Here is a 17364-nt window from a genome sequence, read left to right on the forward strand (position 1 = left end):
CCTCGCCCAGCACGCCTCACTCAGCTCCTGCGCATCAGGATCATCTTCTCCTGCGACATGTCCCGCATCGTGTACGGAATGCCCCCCGTGCCGTAACCCGACTCGCGGCGGCCGGCGAAGGGCATCCAGTCGGTGCGGAACGCCGTGGGGTCGTTGATCATCACGGCCGAGGCATCCAGCCGGTTGGCGGCGCGCAGGGCGACGTCGATATCCTGGGCGAACACACTGGCCTGGAATGCGGTAGGCAGGGAGTTGGCGCGCGCGATCGCCTCGTCGAGTTCGGTGTAGCGATAGACCGCCACGACCGGGCCGAAGATCTCCTGCGTGGTCACCCGGGCGTCACTGGCCGGATCGAGCAGCACGGTGGGCTGCAGTGTGGTCTCGGAAAGTCGCTTGCCGCCCGCGGCGAGCTGCGCGCCGCCGCGCACGGCCTCCGCGATCCATTCGGCGACGCGGTCCGCCTCGCGTGGCTGGATCAGCGGGCCCACCTCGGTGTCCTTCAGCGTGGGATCGCCGGTGCGCAGGCGTTCGACCCGGGCGATGAGTGCCTGGGTGAAGTCATCGGCCACAGCGTCGTGGACAAAGATGCGCTGCGTGGAGACGCACACCTGGCCCGCATGGTAGTAGCCGCCCTTGACGATCGGCTCGATGACCTTGGCCAGATCGGCACTGCGGTCGACGATGGCCGGCGCAACGCCGCCGTGCTCCAGCGCTGAACGTGCACCGTGTGCCAGCTTGGCATGCAGCGACCACCCTACCCGCGCCGAGCCGATGAAACTCAGGAAGGCAACACGGCGGTCGGTGGCCAGCGCTTCGGCAAGGTCGTTGCCTTCCGGGAGGAAGCTCTGGCACCACGGTTCGGGCAGCCCGGCCTCATGCACCATCGCCACGAATTCCAGGCAGGACAGCGGCGTTGCCGAGGCCGGCTTGATGATGACCGGGCAACCGACCGCGATGGCCGGTGCCACCTGGTGCACGATGAGGTTCAGCGGGTGGTTGAACGCCGAGATCGCCGCCACGACGCCGATGGGCTCGCGGGTGGTGAACGCCCAGCGTCCCTCCGACGCTGCCGACAGCCCCATCGGTATTTCGCGGCCGGCAAAGTTGCGCAGCTCATCGGCGGCGTTGTGGACGCCATCGATGGCGCGCGTGGTCTCGATGATGGCATCCGGCAGCGGCTTGCCGCCCTCGCGGGCAATCTGCAGGGCGAGGTGGTCGCGCCTGGCGTCCATCAAGGCGGCAAGCCTGCGCAGGATCGCGATGCGCGCGTGCGGCGCAAGCCAGCCGTCGCGGTCCTTGAACACCCGCTCGGCGGCGCTGAGCTTGTGCTCCAGCGCGGTGGCAGTGTCGAAGCCGATTTCTGCGATCGGGGCGCGGTCGAAGGCCTGTACGACGGTCAACATGCGGGACTCCTTGAGGGTGTGGCATCGGAGGCGATCATGCGCAGCCTACGTTCGGGGTGCGGTTGCGCAGTTCATCCACCAGCACGCGGGTGTTCTCGGAATAGTCGATGGGCACGTCCAGCACGTGGACGCCGCCGCCCGCGAAGGCGGCTTCGATCATCGGCACCAGCTGGTCGACGGCCGTCACCCGGCTGCCCTTCGCGCCGTAGGCCTCGGCATACTTCACGAAATCGGGATTGCCAAAGCGCATTCCGAAATCCTCGAAGCCATCCACCGCCTGCTTCCAGCGGATCATGCCGTAGGCACTGTCGTTGAGGATGACCACGACCAGGTTGAGCCCGAGCCGGACGGCGGTTTCCATCTCCTGCGAGTTCATCATGAAACCGCCATCGCCGCACACGGCCATGACGCGCCGCTGCGGGTACAGCATCGCGGCCATCATGGCGGACGGCAGGCCGGCCCCCATCGTGGCCAGCGCGTTGTCGACCAGCAGCGTGTTGGCGACATGCGTGCGGTAGTTCCGCGCGAACCAGATCTTGTACATGCCATTGTCGAGGCAGACGATGCCGTCGTCCGGCATGGACTGGCGCACGTCATGCACCAAGCGCTGCGGCGTGACCGGGAAACGGTCCTCCTCCGCGCGGTCGTTGAGCCGGGCCAGGATGTTCTGCCGCAGCTCGATCATGCCGTCATCGGCCGTCAGGCGCCCTTCCAGGCGCCCGGCCAGGGCATCCACCGAGGGGCCGATGTCGCCCAGCACCTCGATATCGGGGTGGTAGACCTGCTCGACCGTGGCCGACTGGAAGCTGATATGGATGACCTTGGGGCCACCGCCGCTCTTCATCAGGAAGGGGGGCTTTTCAACGGTGTCATGGCCGATGGCGATGATCAGGTCCGCGCGGGCGACGGCCTCATGTACATAGTCGCCCTCGGACAGTGCGGCCGTGCCCATGTAGAGGTTGGAGCCGCCGGTCACCGCACCCTTGCCCATCTGCGTGTTGAAGAACGGCAGCCGCGTGCGCGCCACGAACGCGGACAGCGCCTCGGTGAGCCACGGTCGGCTTGCGGCCGCGCCGATCATCACCAGCGGTCGCTTGGCGGCCAGGATGGCGGCTTCCGCCCGATCCAGCGCGGCAGCTGGCGCGATCGGACGTTCCAGGGGATGCACCGGAATGACGGGCACATCGTCCACTTCCTCACCGGCGACATCCTCCGGGAGCTCCAGGTGTACCGGGCCGGGGCGTTCTTCCATCGCCACGCGGAATGCATCCCGCACCGTGGCGGGAATCGCGGCCGGGCTGACGATCTGGCGCGTCATTTTCGTGAGCGGCTTCATCGACGCCACGATGTCCACGATCTGGAAGCGCGCCTGCTTGGCACTCATCACGGCCTTCTGGCCGGTGATGAGAATCATCGGCCATGCACCAAGGTGGGCATAGGCCGCGCCGGTCGAGAAGTTCAGTGCGCCGGGGCCGAGCGTGGCCAGGCACACGCCGGGCCGCCCGGTGAGCCGGCCGTGGGTGGCGGCCATGAACGCGGCCGCCTGCTCGTGACGGGTGAGGACCAGCTGGATGCGCGAGTTCCGCAGCGACTCCAGGAAGTCCAGGTTCTCCTCGCCCGGCACGCCAAAGATGCGGTCTACGCCTTCGTTTTCCAGCGCCTTGACCAGTAGATCCGAGCCCTTCTGCATAGCATTGATCCTTGCGGTGAGGATGGCCTCACTATACGCCGGGTTGTTTTCCCGCCCGGTGACAGTCGATATCCCGTGTGAAATCATGCAACGTTGTCCATCCGGCAACAGCGCGTGTTCAAGCGTCTCTTCAAGAAAAGCAACAAGGGGGTTGCGGCCGAGCAGGGTCTCGACATCCGCAGTCAACGTCCTTCAGCGGGTGAAATCCGGGTCCAAGGTCTGAGCGAAACCCTGTTCCTGTCCCCGTTGCCGGTTCACACCGGCCAGGTCCAGGCATCCCGTCGAAACTTCTCGGACGTGAACGATGTGTTCCTGGAGATGGGCGGAAACAACTGGGGAACGGTTGAAGGGGGCAAGATTCTGGCCGGGTCCATCTCGGTCTTCCTGTTCGTCGTCGTTGGCGTACCGGCCCTCATCGTTCTGTATTGCGTGCTCGCTTATCCGCAGAACTGGCCGGATCCCTGGGGGGAGTTGAAATCGTTCATCCAGGTCTTTGCGCTGGGGTCGCTTGGCGGCCTGCTTCCCTTGGGGGCTTACGCCTACGGCCTGCTCGGTGATGCATTCAAGCGTGACAAGCCCTACCCGGTGCGCTTCAACCGCCAGCGCCGCGAAGTCTGTTACATCGACCGCAAGACCCACCGCGTCCTGATCGTGCCATGGGAAAGCGTGGTCGCCTGGGTCTCCAATTCCCAGGGCGTGACCGGTTATGGCGCGATCCGCCAGTACACCTTCGGCATGGGGCTGGAGGATGAAGAACAGGACAGAGTGCAGTTCATCCTGTTGTCTCAGGCGAGTGATTCGCACTCCCTGGGCATGTGGACGGCGATACGCAACTACATGGAAGACCATCAGCAGTTCAATGCGCCAAACCCGTGGTTCAAGGCACTGGGCCTCACGCCGAGCGCGGATCGCCTGAAGACCTACGAGGGGATGCACACGTTCGAGATCGAGCGTGAGGATGCTCGCGCGATGGGTTCGCTGGACGATGGCGGCGACGATCTGACCCCGGAGCAACGGGAGAAGTACGGATACAGCACGCGCTCCTACTGGCCGCTTCGTCGCTGGTACCTCTGGCGCGTACTGACATTCTGGAAGGCGCCTTATCTGCTGGCCGAATGGGTTCATCGCCGGGACCGACCTGTGCTGCCGGACGCTGTGGTTGCCTGGTCCCAGGCACTGCCCGAAGCGCAATGGGCCACGCCCAGCGCCGCGCTTGTGAAAGCCAATCAGATCGTGAAAACGGCGATGGATAAACAGGGCGCGACCTTCGTCGATGCCTGCAAGGCAGCGGGACTGCAGTGAGGTGCCACGGTGGCGGCGTCCGTAGTTTTACTGCCCCCACCTCGCACGTATTGCGGTTGAGCCCACAGGGTGTTGTGACCAGACTCGGGTGGCACGCGGCGCCCCGCACGCGTCACGACAGGGGGAGGTCCCATGGCCAACACCCGCTGCACGCGGCAACGCGTGGCGTCCCGCATCGTGTCGCCGCGCAGCAGCCTGCTCCTGGTGGGCTTGGCGGCATCAGCACCCTGGTACGCACTGGCACAGAGCGTGGACGCGGCGAGCTGCGTGACGGTGCCCGCGACCGTGCCGGCCCAGCAGGTCCGCGCCGATGGCACCGTGCTGACGATCGCCGGGGGCACCTACGCGCCGACCACGGCGGGTGCGCCTGCGTTCTATGCCGCCAACGCCGGCGTGATCAACGCGACCGGCGCGGTGGCACTGATCACCAGCACGGCCAACACCGCAACCGTGTGCTCGACCCGCGGCGGCGCGGTCAGTTTTCTGGCCGCCGGCGCCACGGTCAGCCGGCTGGGCGCCGGTGGCCCCGCTGCGCGACTGGAAGCAGGCACCACGCTGACCTCGACCGGCACGCGGTTCTACACCTCGCAGGCCAACAGCGAAGGCATCCAGGTGGCCGGCGGCAGCTTCACCGGCAGCGGCGATGTGATCGCCACCGGCATCGTGCTGGGCACCCAGCCGGGCACGCCAGGAACCTACGGGCTGCCGGTGGACGCCGGCGGCACCCTGGTGACCGATCCCGCGGCCTACGTGGGCAAGGCGGCCACGGCGGCGCATGGCATCAGTGCCATTGACGGGACGGTGCGGCTGAACGTGGATGGTGCCGGCGCCCCCACGGGCGGGACCACCTCGATCTACATCCTGGGCACCGGGGCCGGCGCCAGCAATGGCAGCCACGGGCTGTTCGGCAGCAGTGGCGCGCAGTTCGATGTGCACGCCGTGAATATCGTGACCCGCGGAAACAACAACAGCGGTGGGCGATTTGCTACCGGTGCGCGGCTCCAGGCGTCGCAGCTCGCCATCGACACGACGGGGACCGGCGCGACCGGGCTGGCGTTCGTCGATGCGCAGGGGGTGCTGGCCGGTGTGACCATCAACGCCACCGGCATCACCGCGCACGGGGTGTCGGCAACCGGTACCTCGCAGGTGCAGCTTGATGGACTGGACATCCGGGTGGCGGGACAGAATGCGCACGGCGTGCTCGCCGGCGGCGGCAGCACGGTGACCGTGGGTGGCACGCCCGGGGTCGTGATCGCTGCGGGTCAGGGTGGCAATGCGCTGCGCGCCGAAGGCAACGGCAGTGCGATCACGGCGAACGGGCTGCGCCTTTCCACGCTGCGCAACGCCGCCATCGGCGCCCACGCACTGACCGAAGGTACGCTCACGTTGAGCGGCAGCGAGGTCTACACGTCAGGCATTGCCGGCGGCAACGCAGCGGTTGGCCTGCAGGCGGCCAGCGGCGGCACGGTGGTCAGCCAGGGCAACACCCTGCTGACCGGCGTGCAGCTGGGCACCGATCCGTCCGCCGCCAGCTATGGCCTGCCGGTGGATGCCGGCGGCAATGCCACCACGGATCCTGCCGCCTATGTGGCCACCGGCACCACCGGGGCGAACGGGGCGCAGGTGTCCTCCACGGGGGGCGCGCTGCGGCTGGACGTGGCGGCCGATGGCTCACCGTTGGGCACCACGACACGTATCGAGACCTACGGCAACAACAGCACCGGCGTGCTGGTGGCCCAGGCGGCGGCTGCGACCTCGCTGCTGCAGGCAGCCAACACGGTGATCACCACGCACGGGGTGAACTCCAATGCCGTACTGGTCCAGGGCGCGGCCGGCGGGGTCGGACCGCAGGCGGCGTTGCTGCGCCTGGACACGCGCACCACCGATCTCAATTCCCATGGCGTGTACGGCCAGGCCGGCGCGCAGATAAGCATCGCCGACAGCACCCTGACCTCATCGGGAAGTGGCGCGGGCATCCGTGCCGATGGCGCGGCCACCCGCGTCACCGCACGCAATCTCTACATCGGTGGCGGCGGTCCGGGGGGCATCGGCCTGAACGCCACCGGCGGCACCATCGACAGCGCTGGAACGACCATCATCAACTCAGGCCGCCCCGGGATGACGCTCAACGCCAGCGGCGGCACTGCCGGCACGCTGATCTCCAGTGGCGACACGATCCGTACCGGCGTGCTGCTGGGAACCGACCTGGCGCTGCCCACCTTCGGCCGGCCGATCGATGCAGGCGGCAACCCGGTGACCGACCCGGCTGCCTTCATTGCGTCCGGCATCTCCGGCCACGGGGTGTATGTGGGCACGGCCGGGGGGCGCGTCTGGATGAACGTCGATCCGGCGACGGGCCAGGCCGACGGGGCGCGCAGCAGCATCACCACGCTGGGCGATGCGAGCGAGGGCTTCAACATCCAGGGCGTGGATGCGATCGCGACCGTGGCCAATGGGAGCATATCCACGCGCGGCATCGATTCCATCGGTGCACGTGCGGCGGGCGCTGGCCAGATCCGTGCCAGCGGCATGACCGTCACGACCAGCGGATTGCATGGCTATGGCCTGGCCGCGTATGCCGACAGCCTGCTGACCGCCACAGCGAGCACCATCACCACGGAGGGCGTGCAGGCGCACGGGCTGATCGCCTGGGCCGGCAATGGGCGCCTGCTGCTGGGCGGTGGCAGCCGTGTCACTACCCGCGGCGCGCTGGCCCACGCAGCGGTGGCATGGAACGGCGGTCGCGTGGAGGTCGCCGATGCCGCGCTGGCCACCACCGGCCCCGGCGCGGCGGCATTGCTGGTACGCGGCGACCCGGCCGCAGCGTCGGCCTCGGTCACGCAATCCACGCTTGCCGCTGCGGACGGCCCCGGGGTGGGCGCCATCGGGGCGGCGCAGATCGACCTGGCCGGCACCACGGTGCAGGGCCGCGACCTGTGGCTCAAGGTCGGTGCCATCGCCGATTTCGACGGGCTCGACGCCGCTGTCCCGCTCCTTCCCCCGGACCTTCCGCCCGATGATCCGCCAGTGCCCCTGACGATGGCGGTACCGGCGCCGCCGGTGGTGTTGCCGGCGGCCGACACGCCGACGGTCGCCACCATCACCGCGACCGGCAGCGTGCTCACTGGCGCCGCGATCACCCTGCCCGGCAGCATCTCCAACGTCGTGTTGCGTGACACGCTGTGGAACCTGACCGGCAACTCCACCCTCACCACGCTGGTCAACGACCGCAGCCGGATCGCGTTTGCAGCGCCGGCCGGCGATCCTGCGCAGGCGGTCGGCTACAAGACCCTGACCGTGTCGCGTTACAGCGGCAATGGCACGCTCGCTCTGAACACCTGGCTGGGCGACGATGCCTCGCCCTCGGACCAGCTGGTGGTGGTGGATGGCAGCAGCAGTGGCCTAGGAGCCCTGGAGATCCACAACACCGGCGGACGTGGCGACCGGACGCTCGCCGATGGCATCCGCGTGGTGCAGGCAAGCAACGCCACCAGCACGCCCGACAACTTCGCGCTGGCGGCACCGGTGGTGGCGGGTCCGTACGAGTACTTCCTGTACCGCGGCGGCGCGGCCACGGTCTCCGGCGCGGATGTGGAGAACAGCTGGTACCTGCGCTCGGTGATCGATTGCGCCATCCCGGGCGCGCCGGTACCGCCCTGCCCCGCCCCTCCACTGCCGCCGCCACCGGATCCCGCACCGCCGGATCCAGCGCCACCGGAGCCGCCCAGCCCCTCGCCGCCGCCGGCCTATCGGCAGGAAGTCTCGCTGATCGCCGCCGCGCCCGCGATGGCCCAGGTGTACGGCCGCACCCTGATCGACACCCTGCACGAACGCGTCGGCGACGAGCAGCTGCTGCATCAGCGCGGCGACCTGGATACCGTACGCAGTGGGTTCAATGGCGCCTGGATGCGTTACCTCGGCCACGACGGCGAACATGATGGCGGGCGCCGCGGCATCTACGGCGATCGCGGCCCCGACTTCGACTATCGCTTCGATGCGCTGCAGATCGGCACCGACCTCTACCGCCGGGTGGATGCCGAGGATCTGCGCCGTCGCCACGCCGGCGTCTATCTCGCCTACGGCAAGGGCAAGGGCGACGTGCGGCACAACTTCCTGGAGTATCGCTTCCACGCCGGGACGGACCGGTTCAAGGCGGGCTCGATCGGCGGCTACTGGACGGCGTTCTCCGCCAAGGGCGCCTACATCGACGCGGTCGCTCAATACACCTGGTATGACATGCGCCTGCAGTCCCCGCGCACCGCCGACAGTTTTGTCGATGCCGACGGGCTGGCGCTGTCGCTGGAAGGCGGCTGGCCGTTCCTCCTCGATCAAGACGACGGATCCGCCGGCGAGAACGGACGCTGGCGGCTGGAGCCACAGGCGCAGCTGATCTGGCAGCAGATCGATGTCGACGATCTGGACGATGCCACCGCGCAGGTGCACTTCAGCGACGGCGACTCGCTGGTCGGGCGCGTCGGTGCGCGATTGAACCGCACCGGCCAGCGCGAGACGGCGCAGGGCGATGCCCGCAGCAGCAATGCCTGGCTGCGCGGCAATGTCTGGCACGAGTTCCGCGGTACGCCCCGCGCGACGTTCGCCAGCAACAGCGGCTACGTGCCGTTTGCGGTGGACATGGGGGGGGCGTGGGGCGAAGTCGGCATCGGCGGGACCTGGCAGGTCACGCAGACCGGCTACCTGTATGCCGACCTCGATTACAGCTGGAGCTTCAACGGTGACGAGACGGCGTGGAACGGCAAGGTGGGCATGCGCTGGAACTGGTAGGCACGACGCGAGGCGCCCTGCCGCCGGTCACTTGCGGTGAGGACCGTCAGCGTCCGAACATGCTGCGGACACCTCCGCGGAGTGGCCGATGACGCCGTTCACTCGGCGAGCCGCCACCCGGCCTCCAGCCACGCAAGCAGGTACAGACCCGATGACGTTCCAGACTGATGCGATGACGAACGATCCCTCCGACGCGGAGCGATCGCGGCGACGTTTTCTCGGCGCCTGCGCGCTCGGTGCTGCCGGCGCCCTGCTGCTGCCGGCGCAGGCAGGCGCCGCTGCCCCGGCGGCTTCCGCACGCCCGCAGTGGCCGGGCTATCGGCGCGCCACCGTGATCGATGCGCTCAGTGGCGGGCCACTCGATACACGGGAGGAAGCCGACTATGCGCCGCTGAGTGCACGCTCCCTGGCCGACGCGCGCGCCTCCGGGCTGACCGCATGCACCATTACCGTCAGTGGCGTCGGCAGCTACCTCAACGACTATGCGTTGACGATGCGCAACATCGCGTACTGGAACGGGCAACGGGCGCTGCATGAGGACGCCCTGAGCCTTGTGCGTACCGGTGCCGACCTTCTCGATGCGAAGCGCAGCAGCCGCCTTGGCGTGATCTATGGCTTCCAGGATGCGACGCCGTTCGGCGAAGATGTTGAGCGCTTCGACACCTTCCATGGCCTGGGCGTACGCGTCTACCAGCTCACCTACAATCGTCGCAATCTGGTCGGTGACGGCTGCCTGGAGCCGGCCAATGCAGGACTGAGTCGATTCGGTCGCGAGCTGGTCGAGAAGATCGATGCCGGCCGAGGGCTGATCGATCTCTCGCATGCTGGCCAGCGCACCACGCTGGATGCGATCGCAGCGTCCCGGCACCCGGTCACGATCAGTCATACCGGCTGCGCCGCGCTCGCCGACAACCCGCGCAACAAGAGCGATGAGGAACTGCGCCAGCTTGCCGCGCGGGGCGGTGTCGCGGGCATCTACCTGATGCCGTTCCTGCGCGAGCAGGGGCAGCCGACGGCGGACGATCTGATCCGCCACATCGAACACGCCATCAACGTCTGTGGCGAGGACCACGTCTGCCTGGGCACCGATGGCATGATCTCCTCGATCGATCTGACCCCGGCGTACCGCGAGCGGCTGCGCAGCGTCGTCGAGGAGCGCATCAAGCGCGGCATCTCCGCGCCCGGTGAAAGCGGCGATGTGGTCACCTTCCTGCCCGACCTCAACCAGCCCGATCGCTTCGACCGCCTGGCGTTCCTGCTGTCCCGGCGCGGGCACAGTGACGGGCGCATCGAGAAAATCCTGGGCAGCAACTACGCCCGGCTGTTCACGGACGTATGTGGATGATGGCGCTCATCCGTCGCCGCTGCAGATACAGCACGATGCCCGCCAGGAGCGCGGCCACGGCCCCTGCCAGCGGCACCGATGCCAGCGTCGCGTAGCTGATCGTCAGGCTGCCCACGGCGCCGCCCAGCGCGGTGCCCAGGTTGAACGAGGCGATGTTCAGTCCGGCCGCCACCGAGCTGTAGCCGGGAATGAAGTGCTGGGCCTGCTTGAGCAGGCGCAGGGTCAGCAGCGTCACGATGGAGAAGAAGCAGATGCCCAAGGTGCCGATCAGGAGCATCATCAAGGCCGGCACGCCTGCGAAGCCGTACAGCCCGAGCAGGTTCACCGCCAACGCGACCAGCGCCAGCCGGAGGCTGCGATCCCCGTCCATCGCATCGCCGAGGAATCCGCCGAGCAGATTGCCTGCGATGGCGCAGACACCGAACAGCAGCATGCCCAGGCTCAGCCACTGCACGTCCACGCCGGTGATCTGCTGCAGATAGGGCGAGACGAAGGTGAAGAACGAGAACGTGGCGACGCTGACCAGCGCGCCGATGCCCGCCGTCATCAGGAGCTGCGGGTGGGTGATGGCTTGGATGCCCTTCCATGCGCCGCCTCGGGCGGACGGATCAGCAGCCCCACCCCGCGGCATGCACAGCGCCAGGCCCAGCATGCCGGCCACGCTGAGCGCCCCGATGGTCAGGAAGACCACCCGCCACGACCACACGCTGCCGAGGTAGGTTCCGATCGGTACCCCGAACGCCAGGGCGAGCGTCAGTCCGATCCAGACCACCGACAGCGCCCGACCGGACCGCTGCGGCTCGACCAGCCGGGTCGCTGCGTCCGAGGCCACCGCCATGAACACGCCATGGCCGAGGCCGACCACGAAGCGGATCGCCAGCAGGGTCACCAGATTCGGCGATGCACTCATCAGCAGGCTGCCCAGCCCGAGCAATGCGGTGGCCAGCAGCAGGATCTGCCGGTCCCGCCAGTGGGCGACCAGGGCGGTGATGAAGGGGGCACCGATGGCCGCGCCCAGCGCATAGGCCGCGATGGCCGTGCCGACGAGGGAGATCCGCGCATCGAGATCATCGGCAATGGCGGTCAGCAGCCCCGCGACAACGAATTCAGACAGACCGAACGCGAAGGCGCACAGCGAAAACACATAGATGGCAGCAGGCATTGCGGATCCTCGACGGCGGAGCTGCCGAAGACTAGTGCCTGCTGGGATGTGGGTGAAGGACCGTCTGCATACCGCGGCAAGATGCGGCGCGTCTCATCGTTTCACGGCGGTGGCAGCGCCTGCAGCACGGCGTCGATCAGCCGGTCGCGGATCGCAGAGGCGCGGTTCTCGTTCCATGCCATGAACAGATCCAACCGTGCCATGGCCTTGGGCGCATCGACCTGGAGCGGACGGAACACAACATCCGGCCGGACGTCCGTCGCCAGCGAGGCGGGCAGCAGCGCGATGCCGAACCCGGCGGCCACCAGGGCGATCAGGGTCTGCATCTGCCGGCCGTGCTGCACGATGTCGGGCACGAACCCGGCGGCCTGGCACAGGCTGATGAGCTGGTCATGAAAGCCCTTGCCCAGGGTCCGGGGCGAGGCGACGAAGGCCTCGTCCCTGAGCGAGGCCAGGTCGACGATAGGGCTTGCTTCAAGGCGATGGCCAACGGGCAGCGCCACGCAGATGGGCTCGTTCAACACCGCAGCCAGGCGCAGGTGTGGTGTCGTCGTTCCCGGTGCCCGCATGAAGGCGATGTCCGCCCTGCCCTGCTCCAGCGCGTTGATCTGCTCCTGGGTAGTGGCCTCCCGCATCGTGAAGGTGATGCCCGGGTTGGCCTGTCGAAACGTGCGCAGCACGCGCAGCAACAGGACATACGGGGTGATGTTGATGAAGGTCAGGGTGAGGTGGCCTTCGATGCCCTGTGCGACCCGGCGCGTCTGCGCGACGCCCTCTTCCAGGGATTGCACCGTGCGGCGGGCGGTCTCAAGGAAAGCCACGCCGGCCGGGGTCAGCGCCACGCTGCGGTTGGTCCGTTCGAACAACGGCGCGCCCACGAGGCCCTCGAGCCTGCGGATGGCCTGGCTCAGCGGCGGCTGTGCCATGTGCAGTCGCTCGGCCGCGCGATTGAAATGCAGCTCCTCGGCCACGGCGATGAACTGTTGGAGCAGGCGGGTCTCGATCACTTGGACGTCTCCGCTTCCATCAGCTCCCGGCGCTCGGCCTCGCTCCAGGCGTCGCCGGCGGCACGTGCCTGGGCATCCCGTTCCTTGTTCTGCCGCTCGATCTCCTGATACTCCGCCCATACCTCGGGCGTGATCGTGTCGAGTCGATGGTCGGAACGCAACGCGATCGAGGGAGCGGCGCCCGTGGAGACCGTGAAGTTGTCGAACAGCCATTGCCGTCGCTGCTCGGGCGAGGCATGCAGCAGGTCGGGCTCCGCATAGGTCTGCATCGGCAGGGTCTGCTCGGCGAGCGCGGTATCCGAAGAAATCCGTGCCAGCCTGACGACGAGGCGCTCATGGTCCCGGTCCTTCCGGTACAGGGCGACGGTGTCGCCGTCGATCCACAGCGCGTACCAGTACCCCGCGATGGGATGGACCTGGAAGGGCCGCTCACGGACCAGGATCAGATCGCCGGGGTCCTGGTAAAGCGCCCGCCAGCCCGGAGCTGCCGGGCGGATGCTGCAGTCGGCCGTCCCTTTCATGATCGTGTCCAGCGTCGGCGTGCCATTGCGTGCTGCAAGCCGCGTCGTCCAACAGCGTGAGCCGTCACGGTTATGCGAGGCGATCAGCACCGCGTCTTCGTCCAGCACCACGGCATCGGTATGCACGAACTGATCGCCCGCCGCGTCAGGATCCTGCAGGAGCGCCGAGAATCCCTGATCGGACAGCCTGTTGCCGTCCACGTACAGCACGTACGTCGTGTAGTGCTGATACCGGCTGACGTTGATGTCCAGTCGGCTTTCGGTCACGGCCACGACCTTCAGCGTGTCCGAGGACAGCACGGTTTCCCGGTGGGTCCGGGCACATCCCGTCAACAGCGGCGCCGCACACAGCAACAGTGCGGCGGAACGCAGGAGGGAATCCAGTCTGAAGCTCATCGCGCTGCGGCCTGCGGGTGTGGGGCGGACCCGTGCAAGCATATCTGCTTCGGCGACGCGTATCGGCCTGCATTGCAGGCCTTCGCGGCGTTGTCGGCCAGCGCGGCACCGGAAGGTGCCGCGCCGCCCTGCCCCGCTCGATCAGAAGCTGTAATCGAGCGACACACCCACCGTGCGCGGCTGCATCATCACCGCATTCCAGCGCCGGTACTCCTGCGCGCCTGCCGCAGGAATCGTCCTGCCTGCCGCCACGTAGATGTCCTTGTTGGTGAGGTTGGTGATGAAGAAGCGCACGGTCGTGTTCTGGCTGCTCACTTCCGCGGTCAGGTCGACGGTGGTGTAGCTGGGCAGATCGAAGGACTGCGTCGACGCCACCGAGGCCGCGCGCTCGCCGTAATAGCGCAGCGCGCCACCGACGCTCCAGCCCCACTCGCCACTCGTCGGGAACTGGTAGTCGGCCTGCAGGCTGCCTGCCCATTCGGGCACCTGCGGCAGCTGTGCACCGGATTCGGCCTGGTTGGGGCCGCCCGGGCGGGCCGGGGGAATCGGCGCGGTCAACTTCGCATCGGTGTAGGTCAGGCTGCTGCTCAGGCGCAGGCCGTCCACCGGCATCAGCGCGCCGGTGAATTCAACGCCCTGGCTGCGCGCTTCGCCACCATTGACGCCGTAGGAGATGCCCTGGGGCGTGAGCAGGTTCAGGCGGATGTCGTCCCAGTCGATCCGGAACGCCGCCACTTCCACCAGCGCCCGCCGATCCCAGAAGTGGGTCTTGAGGCCGGCTTCGTAATTGATCAGCGTGTCCGACTTCACCTGCGACGGCACATCGGGGGCGGCCGGCAGGATGGGGTTCGGGCTGCCGGCGCGGTAGCCGGTGGCCACGCGCACGTAGGCCATGGTGTCCTCGCCCAGGAACAGCCGCGGACTGGCGCTCCAGGTGGTCACGCTCTCGGAGGATTCGGTGATGCGCTGCACCCCGTCGCCGCCCAACGGACCGCCGAGCGTCTGGCGGAACTCCTGGTCATTGCGCGCATGGCGCACGCCCAAGGCCAGGTCGAAGCGGTCGGTGAATTTCCAGGTGGCGTTGCCGAACAGGGCCTTCTCTTTATAGGTGGTCAGCACCGAGGCGGTGAACAGATCGAGCACCGGGTTGAACGCCGGACTCAATGCACTGCCACGCTCGGTGTAGGTGGCATCCTCATCGGTGTAGAACGCGCCGAGCTGCCACTCCAGGCGGCTGTCGCCCTTGGACGTCAGGCGCAGTTCCTGGGTCCACTTCTTCAGTTCGATATCCGTGTCCAGGCCGGCATAGGCCATCACCGGACCGACGCCCGGCTTCTGGGCGAGCAGCGGGATGTATTCCACCGACTGGTCCTGCAGGCGCCACGAGTTGGATTTCATCCAGCTGCTGGCAGAGGTGAAATCGGCCCAGCCCAGATCCCAATCCACCGTCAGGCCGTACACGTCGTATTTGATCGTGCTGGGCTGCAGGAACAGGTATTCATTGGCGTAGCCGGGCAGCTTCGGTTTGAAGGTGGCCGGGTCCAGTGCGACCGTCGCGAAATTGTCGCCCTTGTTTTCCTGGCGCATCGCGGTGAGCAGGACATCCACCGTGTCCGACGCCTTCCACAACAGCGAAAGACGGCCGGCGTTCTGGTACACATCGTTGGTGTCGCGGCGATGCAGGACGCTGTTGTCGATCCAGCCCGGGCTGGTCTGCTCGGCGTAGCTGGCGCGCAGGGCCAGCTGACCCTGCACCAGCGGCACGTTGACGGCGGCGCGCTCGGAATGGCCGACCCGGCCGCCATCGTCGACAACGCGCATCGTGGCGCCGGCGCGGCCCGAGAAGTCCTCGAGGTCCGGCCGTTTGGTGACGTACTTGACCACGCCGCCCAGGGCACTGGCACCGTACAGCGTGCCCTGCGGCCCGCGCAGCACTTCCACGTTCTGCACGTCGTAAGGCAGCAGGTCGAACATGCCTGAGGTGGCACCGGACAGCGAGCCGTTGGCGGTCAGCGGCACGTCGTCGACATAGATCGAGGTCGAAGCGGTGTTGCCCATCGGGGTGATGCCGCGGATCGAGATCGTCGAGCGGCCCGGCGCGCCGAGGCTGGTGATCTGCAGGCCGGGGACCAGCCCGGCCAGGTCGTTCATGTTGTTGACCTGGAGGCGGTCGAGCTGCTCTTCGCTGATGACGCTGATGGACATCGGGATATCGGTCACCACTTCCACGCGTTTCTGCGCGGTCGCGGTCACGGTGCCCAGGGTATGTACCTCGTCGCGGTTGGGGTTCTCGGCGGCGACCTGTGCCAGTGCCGTGGCGCTGCAGCCCAAGGCCAGGATGCCTGCAGTGCAGGCCAGCGACAACGCGTTCATTCGGAGCGAACAGTGACTCATGTGATGAGACCTCGGTAGCGAAGCTGGACGCCCACGGCAATGGGCACGGAATGCGGCAGTCAGGGCACCCCGTCGTGCTGGGGTGGTGCCGGCCTGGCAGTGACGCTCCTGGGATGAATGGCTAGTTACAAGCCCATGTAGGACACAATAGTCCTGTTCAGAGAACTGTCAATCCTGCGTCGCAGCATTGACATCATTTCGTGCGCCAGGCGCGCCCCGCGCCCCGCGCCTCAGCTCCCGGCGCCCCAGACCGCGTCGTCGCACCAGATCGTGCCGTCGCGATAGACAACTCCCGGGGTACGGTCCTGCTTGAGGAAGGTCGGACCGTCCAGGTCGACGAGATCACAGCGCTGCCCGACCACGAAGCCCGGCGCGGCCCCCAGGCTGCTGCAGACCATGCAACCGACCATCACGCCCAGCTCCGCCTCGCGCGCCGCGGCCGCGATCAACAGGGCTTCGGTCAGGCCGCCGCATTTATCGAGCTTGATGTTGAATACCTTGAAGCGGCCCTTCAGTCCTTCCACGTCCGCGAGGGTGAGCGCACTCTCGTCCGCGGCGAGCGGGATGGGCGACACGAATCCATCGAGATCGGCTTCGCGCCCGCGCGCCAGTGGCTGTTCGATCAGCGACACATCGGCTGCCATCATGGCCGCCACCAGGCGGTCGAGATCGCCGATCTGATAGCCCTGGTTGGCGTCCACGCCCAGCCAGACATCCGGGCGCACCGCACGGATGGCCGCGACGCGCGCGATGTCAAGGTCCAGCTCACCGGTCAATTTGACCTTGATGGAGCGCGCCTGCCGATACGCAACCGCGGCCGCCGCCATGGCTGCGGGGTCGTCGGCACCCACCGTGAAGGTCGTCGGCAGCGGCCGTGGTGGAGCGAGCCCGGCCAGCGCCCAGACCGGCGTGCCGGTCTGCTTGGATTCCAGTTCCCACAGCGCGGCATCGACCGCGTTGCGTGCGCCGCCGGCGGGCAGGATCGCGCGCAGCTCCTCGCGTGTCGGATGGGCTTCGATCGCATCGCGCGCCGCTTCCAGCTGGACGCGCATGGTCTCGATGTCTTCGCCCAGGTAATAGACCCCGGTCGCCTCACCGCGGCCGACATGCGTGCCGTCGTCCAGGGTGACCAGGCAGGCCAGCCGGGAGTCGAACACGTGACTGGCGATGCGGAAGGGGGCTGCGAGACGCAGGGCGTCGACCGCGATACCGAGTTTCAGGCGGGCCATCAGACGTTCACCCCGTCGGCGGCACGGTCACGCGTGATCGGGGGCGTCGCCAACAGCTTGATCGAGCACATCTCGTTTCCCTGCCTGAAGGTGAGTAATTCTCACATTGAGACAGTAGTTCTCTATCGAGAGA

The 17364-nt window shown here is 67.6% G+C and carries 10 protein-coding genes; 3 read left to right on the top strand and 7 right to left on the bottom strand.

Annotated features, from left to right (window positions below):
* Nucleotides 1–20: 20 nt before the first annotated feature.
* Nucleotides 21–1403, bottom strand: a complete 1383-nt coding sequence (locus ABE424_RS14400; RefSeq protein ID WP_346491203.1) for an aldehyde dehydrogenase family protein — start codon at nt 1401–1403, stop codon at nt 21–23.
* A 34-nt stretch (nt 1404–1437) separates the two neighbouring features.
* Nucleotides 1438–3093, bottom strand: coding sequence for an acetolactate synthase large subunit (locus ABE424_RS14405; protein WP_346491202.1), 1656 nt, complete (start codon nt 3091–3093; stop codon nt 1438–1440).
* Nucleotides 3094–3207: 114 nt separating this feature from the next.
* On the opposite strand from ABE424_RS14405, the gene ABE424_RS14410 reads away from it, so the two are divergent.
* From ABE424_RS14410 to ABE424_RS14420, 3 genes are all read left to right on the top strand, one after another.
* The gene (locus ABE424_RS14410; protein ID WP_346491201.1) at nt 3208–4395 is read left to right on the top strand and encodes a DUF6708 domain-containing protein; all 1188 of its coding nucleotides are present in this window, start codon (nt 3208–3210) and stop codon (nt 4393–4395) included.
* A gap of 132 nt (nt 4396–4527) precedes the next feature.
* Nucleotides 4528–9177, top strand: coding sequence for an autotransporter outer membrane beta-barrel domain-containing protein (locus ABE424_RS14415; RefSeq protein WP_346491199.1), 4650 nt, complete (start codon nt 4528–4530; stop codon nt 9175–9177).
* Between the two features lie 88 nt (nt 9178–9265).
* Nucleotides 9266–10522, top strand: coding sequence for a membrane dipeptidase (locus ABE424_RS14420; RefSeq protein ID WP_346491198.1), 1257 nt, complete (start codon nt 9266–9268; stop codon nt 10520–10522).
* On the opposite strand, the gene ABE424_RS14425 is transcribed toward ABE424_RS14420, so the two are convergent.
* The 5 genes from ABE424_RS14425 to ABE424_RS14445 form a co-directional block, all read right to left on the bottom strand.
* Nucleotides 10503–11684: an MFS transporter gene (locus ABE424_RS14425; protein WP_346491197.1), complete on the bottom strand. Its 1182-nt coding sequence runs from the start codon at nt 11682–11684 to the stop codon at nt 10503–10505. The two genes, ABE424_RS14420 and ABE424_RS14425, sit on opposite strands and share 20 nt — an antisense overlap.
* A gap of 101 nt (nt 11685–11785) precedes the next feature.
* A complete protein-coding gene (locus tag ABE424_RS14430) occupies nt 11786–12691 on the bottom strand; it encodes a LysR substrate-binding domain-containing protein (RefSeq protein ID WP_346491196.1) in 906 nt (301 codons plus the stop codon).
* Nucleotides 12688–13608, bottom strand: a complete 921-nt coding sequence (locus tag ABE424_RS14435; RefSeq protein ID WP_346491195.1) for a hypothetical protein — start codon at nt 13606–13608, stop codon at nt 12688–12690. The genes ABE424_RS14430 and ABE424_RS14435 overlap by 4 nt, the downstream gene beginning before the upstream one ends.
* Nucleotides 13609–13749: 141 nt before the next feature.
* Nucleotides 13750–15981 (bottom strand): TonB-dependent receptor, encoded by a 2232-nt coding sequence (locus ABE424_RS14440; protein WP_346491194.1) that lies wholly within the window; start codon nt 15979–15981, stop codon nt 13750–13752.
* A 251-nt stretch (nt 15982–16232) separates the two neighbouring features.
* Entirely contained in the window at nt 16233–17231 is a 999-nt protein-coding gene (locus ABE424_RS14445) for a dipeptide epimerase (RefSeq protein ID WP_346491193.1), read from the bottom strand.
* Between the last annotated feature and the right edge of the window lie 133 nt (nt 17232–17364).

This window comes from Stenotrophomonas sp. TWI1149 (genome assembly GCF_039673155.1).
In the GTDB taxonomy this organism is placed as follows: Bacteria; Pseudomonadota; Gammaproteobacteria; order Xanthomonadales; family Xanthomonadaceae; genus Stenotrophomonas; species Stenotrophomonas maltophilia_AA.

Excerpts from the sequence above, each read along its gene's own strand:
- ABE424_RS14400 (WP_346491203.1), bottom strand. The coding sequence starts at position 1,403 with ATGTTGACCGTCGTACAGGCCTTCGACCGCGCCCCGATCGCAGAAATC.
- ABE424_RS14405 (WP_346491202.1), bottom strand. The coding sequence starts at position 3,093 with ATGCAGAAGGGCTCGGATCTACTGGTCAAGGCGCTGGAAAACGAAGGC.
- ABE424_RS14415 (WP_346491199.1), top strand. The coding sequence starts at position 4,528 with ATGGCCAACACCCGCTGCACGCGGCAACGCGTGGCGTCCCGCATCGTG.
- ABE424_RS14420 (WP_346491198.1), top strand. The coding sequence starts at position 9,266 with ATGACGCCGTTCACTCGGCGAGCCGCCACCCGGCCTCCAGCCACGCAA.
- ABE424_RS14425 (WP_346491197.1), bottom strand. The coding sequence starts at position 11,684 with ATGCCTGCTGCCATCTATGTGTTTTCGCTGTGCGCCTTCGCGTTCGGT.
- ABE424_RS14435 (WP_346491195.1), bottom strand. The coding sequence starts at position 13,608 with ATGAGCTTCAGACTGGATTCCCTCCTGCGTTCCGCCGCACTGTTGCTG.
- ABE424_RS14440 (WP_346491194.1), bottom strand. The coding sequence starts at position 15,981 with ATGAACGCGTTGTCGCTGGCCTGCACTGCAGGCATCCTGGCCTTGGGC.
- ABE424_RS14445 (WP_346491193.1), bottom strand. The coding sequence starts at position 17,231 with ATGGCCCGCCTGAAACTCGGTATCGCGGTCGACGCCCTGCGTCTCGCA.